The sequence below is a fragment of the Candidatus Pelagibacter communis genome (assembly GCF_001180165.1).
Taxonomy (GTDB): domain Bacteria; phylum Pseudomonadota; class Alphaproteobacteria; order Pelagibacterales; family Pelagibacteraceae; genus Pelagibacter; species Pelagibacter ubique_P.
Window position 1 is genome coordinate 35772 of the sequence record NZ_CVSQ01000051.1, and the last position, 15556, is coordinate 51327.

The 15556-nt window shown below is 26.1% G+C and carries 17 protein-coding genes and 2 tRNA genes; 16 read left to right on the top strand and 3 right to left on the bottom strand.

Annotated elements, in window-relative coordinates; all coding sequences use genetic code 11:
- Positions 1–83: 83 nt before the first annotated feature.
- From rarD to AMN88_RS02705, 9 genes are read left to right on the top strand one after another with little or no spacing between them, the layout of a single operon-like run.
- Positions 84–962, top strand: a complete 879-nt coding sequence (rarD, locus tag AMN88_RS02665) for an EamA family transporter RarD (protein WP_075536295.1) — start codon at positions 84–86, stop codon at positions 960–962.
- Complete coding sequence (locus tag AMN88_RS02670; protein ID WP_075536296.1) at positions 949–1950, top strand: lytic murein transglycosylase; 1002 nt, start codon at positions 949–951, stop codon at positions 1948–1950. The genes rarD and AMN88_RS02670 overlap by 14 nt, the downstream gene beginning before the upstream one ends.
- A complete protein-coding gene (locus AMN88_RS02675; RefSeq protein ID WP_075536297.1) occupies positions 1940–2701 on the top strand; it encodes an SPOR domain-containing protein in 762 nt (253 codons plus the stop codon). Before AMN88_RS02670 ends, AMN88_RS02675 begins: the two co-directional genes overlap by 11 nt.
- The gene (locus AMN88_RS02680; protein ID WP_075536298.1) at positions 2694–3845 is read left to right on the top strand and encodes a D-alanyl-D-alanine carboxypeptidase family protein; all 1152 of its coding nucleotides are present in this window, start codon (positions 2694–2696) and stop codon (positions 3843–3845) included. Before AMN88_RS02675 ends, AMN88_RS02680 begins: the two co-directional genes overlap by 8 nt.
- Entirely contained in the window at positions 3838–4452 is a 615-nt protein-coding gene (gene tmk / locus AMN88_RS02685; protein WP_075536299.1) for a dTMP kinase, read from the top strand. Before AMN88_RS02680 ends, tmk begins: the two co-directional genes overlap by 8 nt.
- Positions 4449–5378 carry an AAA family ATPase gene (locus tag AMN88_RS02690; protein WP_075536300.1) on the top strand — a complete coding sequence of 310 codons (930 nt, stop codon included), beginning with the start codon at positions 4449–4451 and terminating at the stop codon, positions 5376–5378. The genes tmk and AMN88_RS02690 overlap by 4 nt, the downstream gene beginning before the upstream one ends.
- Complete coding sequence (gene metG / locus AMN88_RS02695; protein WP_075536301.1) at positions 5371–6912, top strand: methionine--tRNA ligase; 1542 nt, start codon at positions 5371–5373, stop codon at positions 6910–6912. Before AMN88_RS02690 ends, metG begins: the two co-directional genes overlap by 8 nt.
- Positions 6905–7666: a TatD family hydrolase gene (locus tag AMN88_RS02700; RefSeq protein WP_075536302.1), complete on the top strand. Its 762-nt coding sequence runs from the start codon at positions 6905–6907 to the stop codon at positions 7664–7666. Before metG ends, AMN88_RS02700 begins: the two co-directional genes overlap by 8 nt.
- 5 nt (positions 7667–7671) lie before the next feature.
- A complete protein-coding gene (locus AMN88_RS02705) occupies positions 7672–8442 on the top strand; it encodes an MBL fold metallo-hydrolase (RefSeq protein ID WP_075536303.1) in 771 nt (256 codons plus the stop codon).
- On the opposite strand, the gene AMN88_RS02710 is transcribed toward AMN88_RS02705, so the two are convergent.
- From AMN88_RS02710 to AMN88_RS02720, 3 genes are read right to left on the bottom strand one after another with little or no spacing between them, the layout of a single operon-like run.
- A complete protein-coding gene (locus tag AMN88_RS02710) occupies positions 8437–8946 on the bottom strand; it encodes a glutathione peroxidase (protein ID WP_082254620.1) in 510 nt (169 codons plus the stop codon). The genes AMN88_RS02705 and AMN88_RS02710 overlap by 6 nt on opposite strands.
- 29 nt (positions 8947–8975) lie before the next feature.
- Positions 8976–10157 (bottom strand): Na+/H+ antiporter NhaA, encoded by a 1182-nt coding sequence (nhaA, locus tag AMN88_RS02715; protein ID WP_075536305.1) that lies wholly within the window; start codon positions 10155–10157, stop codon positions 8976–8978.
- A gap of 6 nt (positions 10158–10163) precedes the next feature.
- On the bottom strand, positions 10164–10661 hold the full coding sequence (locus tag AMN88_RS02720; RefSeq protein ID WP_075536306.1) for a zinc-ribbon domain-containing protein: 498 nt from the start codon (positions 10659–10661) through the stop codon (positions 10164–10166).
- Between the two features lie 94 nt (positions 10662–10755).
- Here AMN88_RS02720 and AMN88_RS02725 point away from each other — a divergent pair.
- The 7 genes from AMN88_RS02725 to AMN88_RS02755 all read left to right on the top strand — a co-directional run bounded on the left by AMN88_RS02725 (position 10756) and on the right by AMN88_RS02755 (position 15553).
- A tRNA-Pro gene (locus AMN88_RS02725) sits at positions 10756–10832 on the top strand.
- Positions 10833–10838: 6 nt separating this feature from the next.
- Positions 10839–11120, top strand: coding sequence for an ETC complex I subunit (locus tag AMN88_RS02730; RefSeq protein WP_075536307.1), 282 nt, complete (start codon positions 10839–10841; stop codon positions 11118–11120).
- A 3-nt stretch (positions 11121–11123) separates the two neighbouring features.
- Entirely contained in the window at positions 11124–12116 is a 993-nt protein-coding gene (locus AMN88_RS02735) for a putative transporter (RefSeq protein ID WP_075536308.1), read from the top strand.
- A complete protein-coding gene (gene glpX / locus AMN88_RS02740) occupies positions 12116–13057 on the top strand; it encodes a class II fructose-bisphosphatase (protein ID WP_075536309.1) in 942 nt (313 codons plus the stop codon). The genes AMN88_RS02735 and glpX overlap by 1 nt, the downstream gene beginning before the upstream one ends.
- Before the next feature lie 47 nt (positions 13058–13104).
- A tRNA-Glu gene (locus AMN88_RS02745) sits at positions 13105–13179 on the top strand.
- Between the two features lie 18 nt (positions 13180–13197).
- Positions 13198–13458 (top strand): GIY-YIG nuclease family protein, encoded by a 261-nt coding sequence (locus AMN88_RS02750; RefSeq protein WP_075536310.1) that lies wholly within the window; start codon positions 13198–13200, stop codon positions 13456–13458.
- Positions 13436–15553 (top strand): glycosyltransferase, encoded by a 2118-nt coding sequence (locus AMN88_RS02755; protein WP_075536311.1) that lies wholly within the window; start codon positions 13436–13438, stop codon positions 15551–15553. Before AMN88_RS02750 ends, AMN88_RS02755 begins: the two co-directional genes overlap by 23 nt.
- Positions 15554–15556: the final 3 nt, after the last annotated feature.

The following is a 15556-nucleotide window of genomic DNA, read 5'->3' on the forward strand; positions in this document are numbered from 1 at the left end:
AGCAAGGTTTTATAATTATAATTATTTAATTCAACTATAAAATAGTCTAATAAACTTATTAATTACAACCATCATGATTTCCTATGAATAAAGAATTTAACAAAGGCTTATTACTTGCTGGATTTGGATCTTTTTGGTGGGGTTTTTTTGGTGTAATTTATTTTAAATATATTGCTTATATTGGACATATTGAACTAGTGGTTCATAGATGTTTATGGACAGCTTTTACTTTAATTCTGACTACTTTTTTTTTCTCTAAATGGAATATTTTTTTTAAAATTGTAAAAAATAAATCAAATTTATTTTATTTATTTATCTCGGGTTTTTTAATTTTTATAAATTGGGGTGTATGGATATATGCTATAGCAACAAATAGAATTATAGATGCAAGTTTCGGTTATTTTATAATGCCCATTTTAAGTGTAATGCTGGGATATCTTTTTTTTAAAGAGAAACTTAATAAAAAAAGAGTCTTTTCAATCTTTTTAGTTATTCTATCTATCCTTTTTTTAATAATTGTAAGTATTAAATCATTGCCTTGGGTTGGTTTAATTGTTGCTTTAAGTTGGGGGTTTTACAATCTTGTCAGAAAAAAAATTAACGTTGATACTGATGTAGGCCTTCTTATAGAGAGTTTATTTATATTACCATTTGCACTGTTAGCTTTTTATTTGATCGCTAGCAAAGGGTATAATGATTTTCAATTATCTGATCCATCGATGATGTTATTTATTTATCTTGCTGGACCTATGACTGTTATACCTTTATTTTTATATGTTAGGGGTGTCGAACTATGTGGTTTAGGAGCGACTGGTATGATATTTTACATAACTCCAACATTTCAGTTTTTATTAGGGTATTTTTATTACAATGAGCCTTTTTCAATAACAAAATTAGTTAGTTTTATTTTTATTTGGATTGCTGTAATTATATATTTGAAGGATTTGCATGAAACTAATTAATTTTTTTTTATTTTTTATTTTTATTTCTATTAATCTCTCATTTGCTGATATCAATAAAGAATTTGAAAATTGGAAATTAAATTTCAAAAAAATAGCTTTAGAAAATAATATTTCAGAAAAAACGTTTAATACGGTTATGTCTGATACTAAATTTTTATCAAATGTGATAAAATATGATAGGTACCAACCTGAATTTTATGAGGATACTAAAACTTATATTTCAAAAAGAACATCTTCAAAAAAAGTATCTTTAGGAAAAAAATTCTATGAAAAAAATTCAAAATTAATAAATTCTGTTGAAAACGAATTTAATATTGAGAGAGAGTTACTATTAGCTCTGATGGGTATAGAAACTAATTTTGGAACGTATGTTGGTAAAATGGATATTTTATCCTCTTTGGCAACTTTAAGTTTTGATAAAAGAAGATCAGAATTTTTTACAAATGAATTATTAATACTTTTGCGATTAATAGAAAATGATCAAATAGATTATAAAACGTTATATGGGTCTTGGGCAGGTGCTTTTGGTTTTTTTCAATTTATGCCATCAACAATGAAAAATTATGCTATTGACCACGATGGCAACGGATATATAGATTTAAAAAATAATAATGATGCCTATGCTTCTGCATCTAATTATTTAAATCAAATAGGTTGGAAAAGTGAAAATCCTTGTTTTTATAGAATTGATTTATCAGACAATATACCAAGTAAATATTTAAACATTTCCGCAAAAAAACTTCATGATAAAAAAAAGTTAAAATATTTTAGAAAATTTATTAAAAATAATGATCAAATAGATGATAAGTACAACTCTTTAAAGGCAGCCATTGTAACTCCAGATAAAGATATCATACCTGATGCCGAAACTTTAAATCCAGCATATATTGTATTTGATAACTATGAGGTAATATTAAAATGGAATAGGTCATTGCGATTTGCTTTAGCTGTTTGTACATTAAAAGATAAATTTAAAAATGAACTTTAAAAAACTAATATTAATTATTTCTATACTTTTTTTATCTGCATGTAATCAATTTGATCAAAAAAATAAAAACTTAGTTTATATTAGTGATCAAAATTATAGTAATACTGGATTTGCTTTAATTTATGATGATGAATTAAAAAAAGAAAAAAAAATATCTAAAAAAATCGATAATAGATCACTTTTAATTTTTCATAATAAAATTAAAAAAAATTCATTTGTTAAAATTACCAATCCTATTAATGATAAATCCATTATAGCAGAAGTAATCTCTAATAACGTTAAATTCTCTACTTTTTATAATTCTGTGATTACGCAACGAATTGCTGAAGAGTTATCACTTGACCCTAAAGAACCTTATATCGATCTTGTTTTAATCTCAAAAAGTTCAACATTTGTAGCTAAAAAGGCAAAGACTTTTGATGAAGAGAAAAATGTAGCTGAAAAAGCTCCTGTTGACGGCATTACCATAGATAATCTGGGTAAAGAAAAGACTAAAGAAGTCAAAATAAAAAAACATAAATTTTTATATTCAATAAAAATTGCAGATTTTTATTACCGAGACTCAGCAGAAAATATGGTTAATAGAATAAAAGATGAGACAAATATAAAAAGATCTATAATTAAGAAATTATCTAAAACTAAATATAGGGTATTATTGGGTCCATTTAATGATATAAAAAAACTAGAAAAATCATTTAACGAAATAAAAGTATTAAATTTTGAAAATATAGAGATATTAAAAGATGTTTAGAATATTTTTAATTGTAATTTTTTTTAGTTTTTCATTAGTAAGTTTTTCAAAAGCTAATTTTGATGTAAAGGCAAGAACCGCAATATTACAAGATTATCATTCTGGAGAAATTCTCTATGAAAAAGAGCCAGATATTTCAATTTATCCAGCTTCTATGACAAAAATAATGACAGCAATTATTGCTTTTGATTTAATAAAATCAGGCGATCTTAATCTAGACGAAAAATTTATAATATCTGAGAGAGCTTGGAGATTATCTACATCTGGGTATTCATCAATGTTTATAATGGTAGGTGATCAGGTCTCTGTAGAAAATTTATTAAGAGGTATTATTGTTGCTTCTGGTAATGACGCATGTATTGCATTAGCCGAAGGTATAGCAGGTACAGAAGAAGAATTTGCAATTTTAATGACTGCTAAAGCAAAAGAATTAGGTATGGATAATACAAATTTTTCTAATTCATCAGGAATAAATGACCCCGACAATTACTCAACTGTTAGAGATATTTTAAAAATGTCTAGATATTTAATTAAAGAACATCCTGAATTTTACAAAATGTTTGCTGAAAAAGAATTTACGTGGGATAGAACAGGGGGCGATCCAATAACACAAGGAAATAGAAATCCATTGCTTTATAAAAATCTTGGAGCAGATGGAATAAAAACTGGTTATTTAGCAGTCGAAAAATATTCTTTAGCATCATCAATAGATAGAAATGGCAGAAGATTGATTGCTGTAGGAAGCGGTTTTAATTCTAAAAATGCTAGATCTAAAGAGAGCACAAAATTACTTACATTTGGTTTAACTAACTATGATCTTGTAGAAATAGCTAAAGCTAATAAACCATTACACAAAATTGATGTTTGGTTAGGAAAAGAGAATAGTGTGGAAGCATATACAAAGGAAGATATTTATAAAACAATCAAAAAAGCGAAAAAAAAACTTTTAAAAGTTGTTGTTAAGTATGAAGGACCAGTCGAAGCACCAATTGAAAAAGATCAAAAAATAGCCACTCTAAGAGTTGTTTATGATCAAGAGCTCATTGGTGAGTATGATTTACTTTCATCGAAAGAAATTAAAAAAGTTAATTTTTTTACAAGATTAATAAAATCAATAAATTATTTAATTTGGGGTGATGTCTAAAAAACCCATCATTGTTTTTGAGGGTATAGAGGGTAGTGGCAAAAGTCATCATATAAATAAAGTATCTAAATATTTAGATAAAAAGAAAATTAACTATATAAAGATAAGAGAACCAGGCGGAAGTCTTAATTCTGAAAAAATAAGGAGATTAATTTTAAATAAAAAATCTAATTTTAACATATATACTGATTTACTTTTATATTTAGCAGCGCGTAGTGAAAATATAAATCTTATAAAAAAATCATACAAAAAAAAAATTATTTTGATTGATAGATTTATAGACTCAACTATAGCATATCAGCATTATGGCATGGGTGTTGATTTAAACATTATAAATATCATAAATAAATTTCTACTAAAAAACATTAAAGTTAATTTTACTTTTCTCAATGTTGTAAATAAAAAAAATCTATTTCAAAGATTAAAAAATAGAAAATCTCTCAATAGATATGATCAGTTTGATATGAATTTTTATAATAAAGTTCAAAAAGGTTTTTTGAAATTAGCTAAATCGAATAAAAAATCATACAAAATAATTGATTCTAATTTAGATATAAAAATAAATGAAGATTTAATAATAAATCAAATTAAAAAATTAATTAAATGAATTTAAATCCCCTAACTCAAATAAATTTATTTGAGCACAAAGAAGTTTTTAATCAATTATATAAATTATCTAAAAACGATACTTTGCCTAATAAAATTCTTTTATCTGGTGAAAAAGGTATTGGAAAATCAACATTAGCATATCATTTAATTAATCTTGTATTATCGGAAAATGAAGAACATCCATATGACTTTGAAAATAATAAAATTAATCCAGATAATAAATCGTACAAACTTATAGTAAATAAATCTAATCCAAATTTTTATTTAATTGATGTCTTAGAAGAAAAAAAAAATATTGATATAAATCAAATTAGGGAATTGATAATAGATTTAAATAAATCGTCATTTAATAATAAAAAGAGATTTGTTTTAATTGATAATATTGAATTATTAAACCTAAATTCTATTAATGCTTTATTAAAAATTTTAGAGGAACCTAATGAAAATATAAATTTTATTTTAATAAATAATAATAAAAGAGTGCTACCAACTCTTAAATCTAGATGTTTAAATTTCAAAGTTTTTTTAACAAAAGATCAGTCTATTAGAATTGTTAATCAATTATTAAACGATGACGTAAATCTTATTATCAGTAATGAGTTATTTGATTATTATGCTACTCCTGGAAAATTATTAAAATTAATTAGGTTTTCTAAAGAATATAATTTAGACTTTGTTAATTTTAATTTAAATACAACTCTAATAACCATAATTAAAGATAAAATTTATAAAAAAGATAAATCAATTATTGAAATCATTTATTCTTTTATTGAACTTTATTTTAGAAAGAATATATCTAGTGAAAATATTAGTTTACTAAAGTCATACCATTATTTTTTAGAAAAAATTAATAATACTAAAATTTATAATTTAGATGAAGAAGCATTATTTATTGAATTTGAGGATAAAATACTAAATGGATAAAACTTTTTATATTACTACACCCATATATTACCCCTCAGCTAAACCTCATATGGGTCATGCATATTCTAGTATTATCGCTGATTTTTTTGCAAGATTTAAAATAATTGATGATTATCAAGTTCATTTTCTTACAGGTACAGATGAACATGGTTTAAAAATTCAAAGATCAGCAGAAAAAGCAGGGAAGGAGCCTCAAATATTTTGTGATCAAATTAGCCAAACTTTCAGAGACCTTTCAGATACTTTAAATTTATCAAATACTGATTTCATAAGAACTACAGAAGCTAGACATAAAAAAACAGTTCAACATCTTTGGAATGAACTTGAGAAAAATGATGATATATACTTATCAAACTATTCTGGATGGTATTCAGTATCTGATGAAGCCTTTTATAACGAAGAGGAAATTGAGGAATTAGACGGAAAAAAAATTGCTACATCATCAAAATCTCCTGTTGAATGGATTGAAGAAGAGTCTTATTTTTTTAGACTTTCAAAATGGGAAAAACCTTTATTAGAATATTATGAAGCTAATCCAGATTTCATTTCTCCTCAATCTAGAAAAAATGAAGTTATTAGCTTTGTAAAAAGTGGTCTTAAAGATCTTTCTGTAAGTAGAAAAAGTTTTTCATGGGGTATACCTGTTCCAAATAATGAAAACCATGTAATTTATGTTTGGCTAGATGCTTTAACGAATTATTTAAGTGCATTAAATTATCCTAATACAGATGATGATTTGTTTAAAAAATTTTGGCCAGCTTCAATACATTTAATTGGAAAAGATATACTTAGATTTCATGCTGTTTATTGGCCTGCTTTTTTATTAGCAGCAAAAATTGATTTACCAAAGAGAGTTTACGGCCATGGATGGATATTATCAGGGGAAGAAAAAATGTCTAAATCTAAAGGAAATATTCTTGATCCACTTGAAATAATTAAAGAGTATGGTCTAGATCCTTTAAGATACTACTTAATTAAAGAAGTTTCTTTTGGGAATGATGGAAATATATCTCAAGAAAGACTAGAAGATTGTATCAATAGTGATTTAGCTAATAATTATGGAAATTTATGTCAGCGTGTAACCGCTTTTGCAATAAAAAATTGTAATGGAAAGATTCCATTAGAAGTTAAATTTCATGATGAGGATTTATTAATACTAAATAAGTATAAAGATAATTTAGATAATATTAGATCACAAATTGACAATCAAAATATTAATTTTTACATTGATTATATTGTAAATTCACTTTTTGAAGCTAACAAATATTTTAATGATCAAGAACCATGGAAAAAAAAAGACGATATAATTAGACTAAATACTATTGTTTACACTACTTTAGAAATTGTAAGAAAAATAAGTTTTTTATTGTATCCAATTATTCCCGAATCTTCTTTAAAGGCATTAAAGATTTTTGACATTGAAGAAAATAATATAAAATTAAATTCAGTTTCTAATAATGAGTATTTAACAAAAGGTAATAATATAAATAAAATAGATATACTTTTTAAAAAAATAGAGAAAAACAATGATTGATTCACACTGTCATCTAGATCATGAACCATTATTAAGTGATTTAGCTAATGTAATACAAAGATCAAAAGAAGTGGGTATAGAAAAATTACTTACCATCTCAACTTCGTTTGAAAGTTTTTCTAGAGTAAAAGATTTAATTAATAAAGATGAGATGATCTATGGCACTATTGGCATTCATCCTCATGAAAGCTCGACAGATATTATCACTTCAAAGCAGATCATTGAAAGTCTCAATGAAAATTCAAAAATTATTGGAATTGGAGAAACTGGTTTAGATTTTTATTATAATAATAGTGAAAAAGACAAGCAGATAGCAAGTTTTATAGAACATATAGATGCATCCATAAAAACTAATATTCCATTAATTGTTCATTCAAGAGATGCAGAAAAAGAAACTTTTGAGATTTTAAATGAATATAAAAATGAAAACCTTAAAATTTTGATGCATTGTTTTACTGGGTCTAAAGAATTCTCAGAAAAACTAATGACTTTAAATTCGTTCTTTTCAGCAAGCGGTATCATTACTTTTAAAAACTCATTGGATTTACAAGATACGTTCAAATCTATTCCAATGGATAATATCTTAATTGAGACTGATAGTCCTTTTTTAGCTCCCGTTCCTAAAAGAGGAAAAAAAAATGAACCATCATTTATTGATTTTACTGCTGCAAAATTAGCTGAAATTAAAAGTTTATCCAAAGAAGATCTTATTAAAAAAACTACGGATAATTTTAATAAACTTTTTTTTAATTGAAATTAATGAAATTTATTATTTTAGGATGTGGTAGTTCAATGGGTGTTCCCAGACCTGATGGCTTCTTTGGAAATTGTGATCCTAATAATAAAAAAAATTATAGGACAAGATGTTCTGCCTTAATAAAAACCAAGGATGAAAATATTCTTATAGATACATCTCCTGACCTACGACAGCAACTTTTAAGACATAAAATAAAAAAAATTAATAAAGTATTATATTCTCATATGCATGGTGATCAAACTCATGGGATAAATGATTTGAGATCTTTTTATATAAACAGCAGAAAACAGCTTGATGTTTACGCTGATAAATATACCTCGCAGTATCTCAACTCTACATTTTCATACATTTTTAAAAGTTATTCAAAAGAATATCCTGCAACTCTTCAACTTAATAAGTTACCAAAAAAAATATTTATAAAAAATAATAATAAAAAAATTAGTATTCAATCAATTATGGTAGAACATGGTAAAGTAAAATCTAATTGCTTTATTATTAATAAAAAATTAGCATATATAAGTGATGTAAGTAAAATTTATAACAAAGATCATAAATATTTTAAAAATCTTCAATATTTAATCGTCGATTGTTTGTGGTACAACTTTCATCCATCACACTTTAATTTAGAGACTTCACTTGCTGTAATTAAAAAATTCAAACCTAAAAAAGCTATTCTTACAAACTTATCACCAGTACTTGATTATAAAGTGCTAAAAAAAATAATACCAAAAAATGTTATTCCAGCACATGATGGATTAACAATAAACTTATAAAATATTTTCTATAGCTTTAATTATTTTTTTTGAAGTTGGTTTTGTAAATGATGCGAATGTATCTTGAACTTTACCTTCTTTATTAATCAAGATTTTATGAAAATTCCACTTTGGTTCCGCTGATTTACCATGATTCTCTTTTGCCCATTTAAAAAGTTCATGAGCATTTTTTCCTTTAACATCAGTTAATGTTGTCAATGGGAAGTTAATATTAAAATTTACTTCACAAAATTCTTTAATATCTGCATTGTTATTTTTTTCTTGATTAAAAGAATTAGATGGAACACCAAGAACAATCAAACCTTTTTCTTTATATAAGTCCCACAATTCTTGTAATTCGTCATATTGTTTTGTAAATCCACAATAACTTGCTGTATTTACAATTAAAATAACTTTGTTTTTGTAATTTTCTAAATTAATTGTCTCACCAGTTATACTCTCGATACTTAAATCATAGATTTTTTTTTCGTAGTTCGCTGTTGCTGACGTTTTAAAAAAAAACATAATTATAGAAAATAGAAATATTATTTTTCTCATTTATTAGGTTTATTTGGTGTAAGTAATATTAAAAAATAACCAAATAAAGTTGATAACAAGGATCCAGTTAATACCCCGATTTTTACACCATCCATATATTGCATGTTTTCAACAAAAGCTAAATTTCCAACAAATAAACTCATTGTGAAACCAATTCCAGTAAGAACTCCTACACCATAAAAATTGTACCAACTTGTATCGTTTGGCATTTGAGCTACTTTCAATTTTATAGATACATATGAGAACACAAAAACACCAAATTGTTTACCAAGGAATAGTCCTAGTACTATACCAAGGGGAACTTTATCAAGTAACGAAGCAAAAGATAAACCTTCTAAAGATACACCGGCATTTGCGAATGCAAATAAAGGCATTATTCCGAATGCAACATACGGACTAATTGCATGTTCAATTTTTATTAATAACGAAAAATCTTTTTCTTTTTTTCTGTGAGGAATTGTCATAGCCAACAAGACACCAGCAATAGTAGCGTGTATTCCTGAGTTATGCGTAAAATCCCAAAGGAATAGTCCTACAACCAAATAAGGTAGAAATTTTTTAATGTTAAATTTGTTAATTAATAACAAAACAATAAAAGCTAATAACATTAAAGTTAAATACTTAATGCTCAGATCTCCAGAGTAGAATAGGGCGATGATTACTATTGCTCCTAAATCGTCAATTATAGCTAACGCTGTTAAAAATACTTTTAATGATAAAGGAACTCTCTTACCCAACAAAGATAAAACTCCTAAAGAAAAAGCAATATCAGTCGCAGATGGAATTGCCCATCCATTTAAAGTTTCGCTATCACCTAAATTAATAAAAACATAAAACAATGCAGGTACCAACATTCCTCCCACGGCAGCAATTATAGGTAATAAAGCTTGTTTAATATTTGAAAGCTCACCTTGTAAAAATTCTCTTTTAATTTCTAAAGTGACAAAGAAAAAGAAAATTGCCATCAAAGCATCATTGATCCAATGCAATACTGATAGTTTTAACCCAAAATTATTAATTCCTATGAATAAATATTTATTTAGAGTAGCAAAATATAAATCTGCTAGACCAGAATTACTTATAAATAATGCAATTACTGCAGCAAACAACAATACAAGCCCACTTGCTGCTTCTAATTTAAAAAACCATCTAAAAGGCTTAGATATGTAATTAATCATAAAAAATTAAGTTAGGTCTATAATAAATAGTTTTATATCTTGCAATGTTTCAAAAAGGTTAAATAGTATGATTTCCAATCTTGGAAAAACATTAATTAGTGGAGTTTTTAAAGTATCGAGCAAGATAATTAATGCTACAAAAGATATAATAAAAACAATTAAATAAGAAAAAAACTTACTTCCCTTATTTTCTGTTTTTTTAAGTATAGTTGTATTTTTTTGTTTTTCTGAATTTATTTCTTTTTTTTTATTATTTATTTCAGTTTTAATTATTTCTTCAGCTCGTTGTTTCTCTTCTATTTTATCCTCTTTATTTTCAGCTTTTATTTCTATGTCTTCACTGATAATTTCCTGTTTTAACTCTAGTACTTCATTATTTTTTTCTTGGATATTATAAAACCAAATATGATTACATGATCCACATTGCACATCTCTACCTTCATCTGGTATTAAAGAATTATCAATTTTGAATTGCTTGTTACAATTTGGACAAGTAATTATCATGCCTCGTTATATACCAGATTTTATTCAAATTTCTTTTAATTTTGGTATCTTTATACATTGAAATTATCAATAACTGCTGTATTAGTACTCGGATCGGAGTGTAGCGCAGCCTGGTAGCGCATCTGGTTTGGGACCAGAGGGTCGCAGGTTCGAATCCTGCCACTCCGACCATCATTTATGAGAAAAGCTATTATTTACATTCCAAATAAAAATCCTATGCAATCAGGATTAGCAAAAAGTGATAAATGGATTTTAGAATTTAAAACAAAAGATCCAACAAAAAACCCTTTGATGGGTTGGGAAAGTTCATCTGACACTTATACAGAACTTAAATTAGAATTTACATCAAAGGAGCTAGCAATCAATTACGCAAAAAAGAAAAAAATTGATTTTGAATTAATTGAACCAAGAAAAAGAAAAACTGTGAAGAAATCATACGCGGATAATTTTTTAAAATAATTAATGTTTAGATTTTTCACTCAAAGAAGTTGGTTTCTGTGGTCATGGATTGGTTCAGCTATTATTTTATCCTCACTTTGGGTTCAAGTAAAACTGGATGTAAAAATTAATGAGTGGTTTGGTGAATTCTACGATATGATTCAAAAGGCTTTAGCCGCTCCAAATTCAATCACAATGAGTGAATATTGGATGAGTTTATTATCTTTTACAAAATTAGCAGCTATGGCAGTATCTCTTGGTGTAATTATAAGTTTCTTTACAGCTCATTATTTATTTAGATGGAGAACTGCAATGGTAGAATGGTACCATAGTGTATATGAAAAAGCTCGACTAATAGAAGGTGCATCCCAACGTGTACAAGAGGACACTATAAAGTTCACCAGAATAATGGAAACTCTAGGAACAAGTCTTATTGAGGCAATTATGGTATTGGTTCAATTTACACCAATATTATTTGGATTAAGTGTGGGTATACCAATTTTCTTTTTTGGTGATTGGGATTATGGGTTAATAGTTGGTGCTTTAATTTGGTCAGTTGGAGGAACAATTTTTTTAATTTTACTTGGTTTAATTTTAAGATTAGTTGGAGTTGAATACGATCTCCAAAAAAAAGAAGCGGCTTATAGAAAAATACTTGTAATTGCAGAAGACGATGGAACTGTAAGACCAAAAACTATTGAAGAATTATTTGATGGTGTAAGAAGTATTCATTTTTTAAGTTATATTAGATATTTGTATTTTAACATTGGAAGAATAGCTTATTTACAGGCTAACGTTTTGTCTGCTTACGTTTTCTTAGCTCCTGCTATAGTAGCTGGTGCGGTAACTCTTGGGGTAATGCAACAAATAATAAGAGCATTTGGTAGAGTAGAAGGGTCAATGCAATACATATTGAAAGCTTGGCCAACAATTATAGAACTTGCAAGTGTATATAAACGTTTAAGAGAATTCGAGTCCAAAATAAATCAAGAAGATTTAATTGATGAAAAAGCTTAATGACAATTGATACAAAATTTATTGATCAATTTATAAATGTTACCTCAAAAGCTGCTTTAGCATCTTCATATTTAGTTGGAAAAAAAGATAAAATTGCTGCTGATAAAGCTGCTGTAGATTCCATGAGAAGTGAATTGAATAAAATAAATATTCAAGGTGAGATAGTAATAGGTGAGGGTGAATTAGATGAAGCACCAATGTTATATATTGGAGAAAAACTTGGTACAAATAATGGACCTGAATTTGATATAGCTGTGGATCCTTTGGAGGGAACCAATTTTGCAGCTAACAACTTACCTGGTGCATTATCAGTGATCGCTATCTCTGAAAAAAATAATTTATTTAAGGCCCCTGAAACCTATATGGAAAAAATTTCAGCTAGGGTTAGTGAAAAAAACGTTATTGATTTAGATTTTACTGTAAAGCAAAATATTTATAATTTAAGTGATTATTTAAATAAGAGTCCAGAAAATTTAACCGCATGTATTTTGGACAGACCAAGGCATAAAGAAATTATAGATGAGTTAAACAAATTAAAAGTAAATCTAAAATTAATTACTGACGGTGATGTTTCAGGGGCTTTACTGGTCACCGAAGAAAAATATAATGTTGATATTTTTTTAGGCACTGGAGGTGGTCCAGAAGGTGTTCTTGCTGCAGCTGCTTTGGACGCATTTAATTGTAATTTTCAAGGTAGGTTTTTGTTTAAAACAGAAAAGGATAAAGCAAGAGCAAAAAAAATGGGGATAAATGATTTAAGAAAAAAATATGAATTAAATGAAATTGTCACAGGCGATTCTATATTTTGTGCGACTGGGATTACTTCAGGCGATTTAGTAGCAGGCATCGAAATACAAGGTAATGATTTCTTTTCAGAGACATTGGTAACTCATAAATCGTCAGGTCTTAAAAAGGTAATAAAACTAAAACAAAATTTATAATCATAAGCTTGATTAATTGAAGAATTTACAATAAAAAGCAGCAATTCGGTCCCTTCGTCTATCGGTTAGGACACGTGGTTTTCATCCTCGAAAGAGGGGTTCGATTCCCCTAGGGACCGCCAAAAATTAGATAACCTCTGATGGTTTATTACGTATATTTCATTAAAACTTTAGATGGATATCCAGTTAAAACATACGTTGGATATACTAATAATTTAAATAAAAGATTAGAAAAACATAATTCAAATTTAGGTGCCAAGTCTACCAAAGGGTATAAATGGGAATTTGTTTACAAAAAAAAATTTTATTCTAAATCTAAAGCACTTTCGTTTGAATATAAGCTAAAAAAAGATAGAAAAGAAAGATTGAGATTATTATATGAATTTAAAAAAAAATCTTAATATAGCAACTATCTTGCCATATAAAGAAAATTATACATTTGGTAAAGCATCAGCTGCTTCATTGTGGGTTTCTGAATTTTTCAAAAAATCAAAATATAAAAAAAATAATATTATTTATGGTCATACAAAATCAAAAGATTATTTAAGCAAAAATTATAAAAATATAAATTTAAAAAATTTAAAATCAAAATTAAAAAGTACTACCAACGAATATGCAGAAAAACTAATAAAAGAAATTAATAATAATAATTTTGATATTGTAGAAATTCATAATAGACCACAATTATTATTTAAATTAATAAATAAAGTTCAAAGTAAATTTATTTTTTATTTTCATAACGATCCTTTATCAATGAAGGGATCCAAATCAGTTAATGAAAGATTAAAAATACTAAAGGAAGTTGAAAAAATAATATTTGTCAGTGAATGGGTTAGGGAAAGATTTTTTTTAGATATAGATCAAAAATTACAAACTAAAACTGAAGTAGTTTATCCAAGTGTAAATAAACAAAAAAAAATAAAGAAAGAAAAAAATATAATTTTTGTAGGAAGATTAAATTATTCCAAGGGATATGACATCTTTAAAGATGCTATAATAAAAATACTTAACAAATTTCCTAAATGGAAAGCTTATTCATTAGGTGATGAAGATAGAAGAAATATTTATATTAATCACCCAAATCATAAAGAGTTAGGATTTGTTAATCATAAAAAAACATTAAATATATTAAATAGATCAGAAATAGCAGTAGTACCATCAAGATGGGAAGAGCCATTTGGAAGAACCTCATTAGAAGCGACATCAAGAGGATGTGCTACGATTATAAGTAATAGGGGTGGATTAAGAGAAACTACTAACTCAGCCATTATTTTAAAAAAACTAGACTCAAATGAACTTTTCTTAGAGATTAAAAAATTAATAACAAACAACAAAAAAAGAAAACATATACAATCTTTAAGTAGAAAAAATATTATACATTTAATAAATGCAAATACAAAAATAATAGATCAAATACGTGAAAGCTGTGTCCCTTTTTTTAATATTAATTTCAATAAGAAAAAATTAAAAATAATAAATTTATATAATCAAGGACAGAAACTTAATCATAGATTATATAATATTTCTTTAGGTAAAAAATTTACTAATGGCTTTGTAAGAAATGGTCATGATGTTCTAGAAATTAGTGATAGAGATTTCTTAAGGAATAATAAGTCTTTTAGTTTAATTCCTAATAAAAATAATTTTCAAAAATACTTGATTGATACTTTCAAGAATTATAATCCAGATATTGTTTTTTTTGGACATAGTAAAAATATAGAACTTAATACCTTAGATGATTTTAAAACTATTAATAAAAATCTCATCTTGTCACAATGGAACGAAGATCCAGTGATGCAAAGTCTTAATTATTCAAAACAAAATATTTCAAATATTAAAATGTATTCAGATTTTGTAGATCATAACTTCATTACAACAGATCCCTCAATTTTAGATAAAACTATTAACACAAGTAATTTTAATTTTTTCTTTGTACCTGTAGATAAAAATATTGAAAGCTTTGAAGTTTATCAAATGAAACCAAAAAAAGATTTATTTTATGCGATGAGTCACGGTGTAAATAGAGCAACTCTTAAAGAAGGTAGTGAAGATGACAGAATTAATTTTTTGAATAAATTAGTAAATAAAATTCCTAATATAAAATATGATTTTTACGGATTTGCTAACAAGCAACCAATTTGGGGCAATGATTTCAACAATTCATTAATTAATTCAAAAATGGGTCTTAACTTAAGCAGAGGTAAACCTACAAAGTATTACTCTAGTAACAGAATTGCTTCCATAATGGGAAATGGTTTGCTTACATTTATTGATGAAAAAGTTCAAATGAATGATTTTTTTAGTAAAAATGAAATTGTTTTTTATAAAAATATAAATGATTTAGCTGATAAAATTAAATTTTATTCTAAAAATGATAAAATAAGAATTAAAATTGCTCGAAATGGTAAAAAAAAATATTTCAAACTTTTCAATGAAACTAAAATTACAAAATATTTTTTAGATATATCTTTAGGTAATAAAAGTTCCTTATTTTAATTA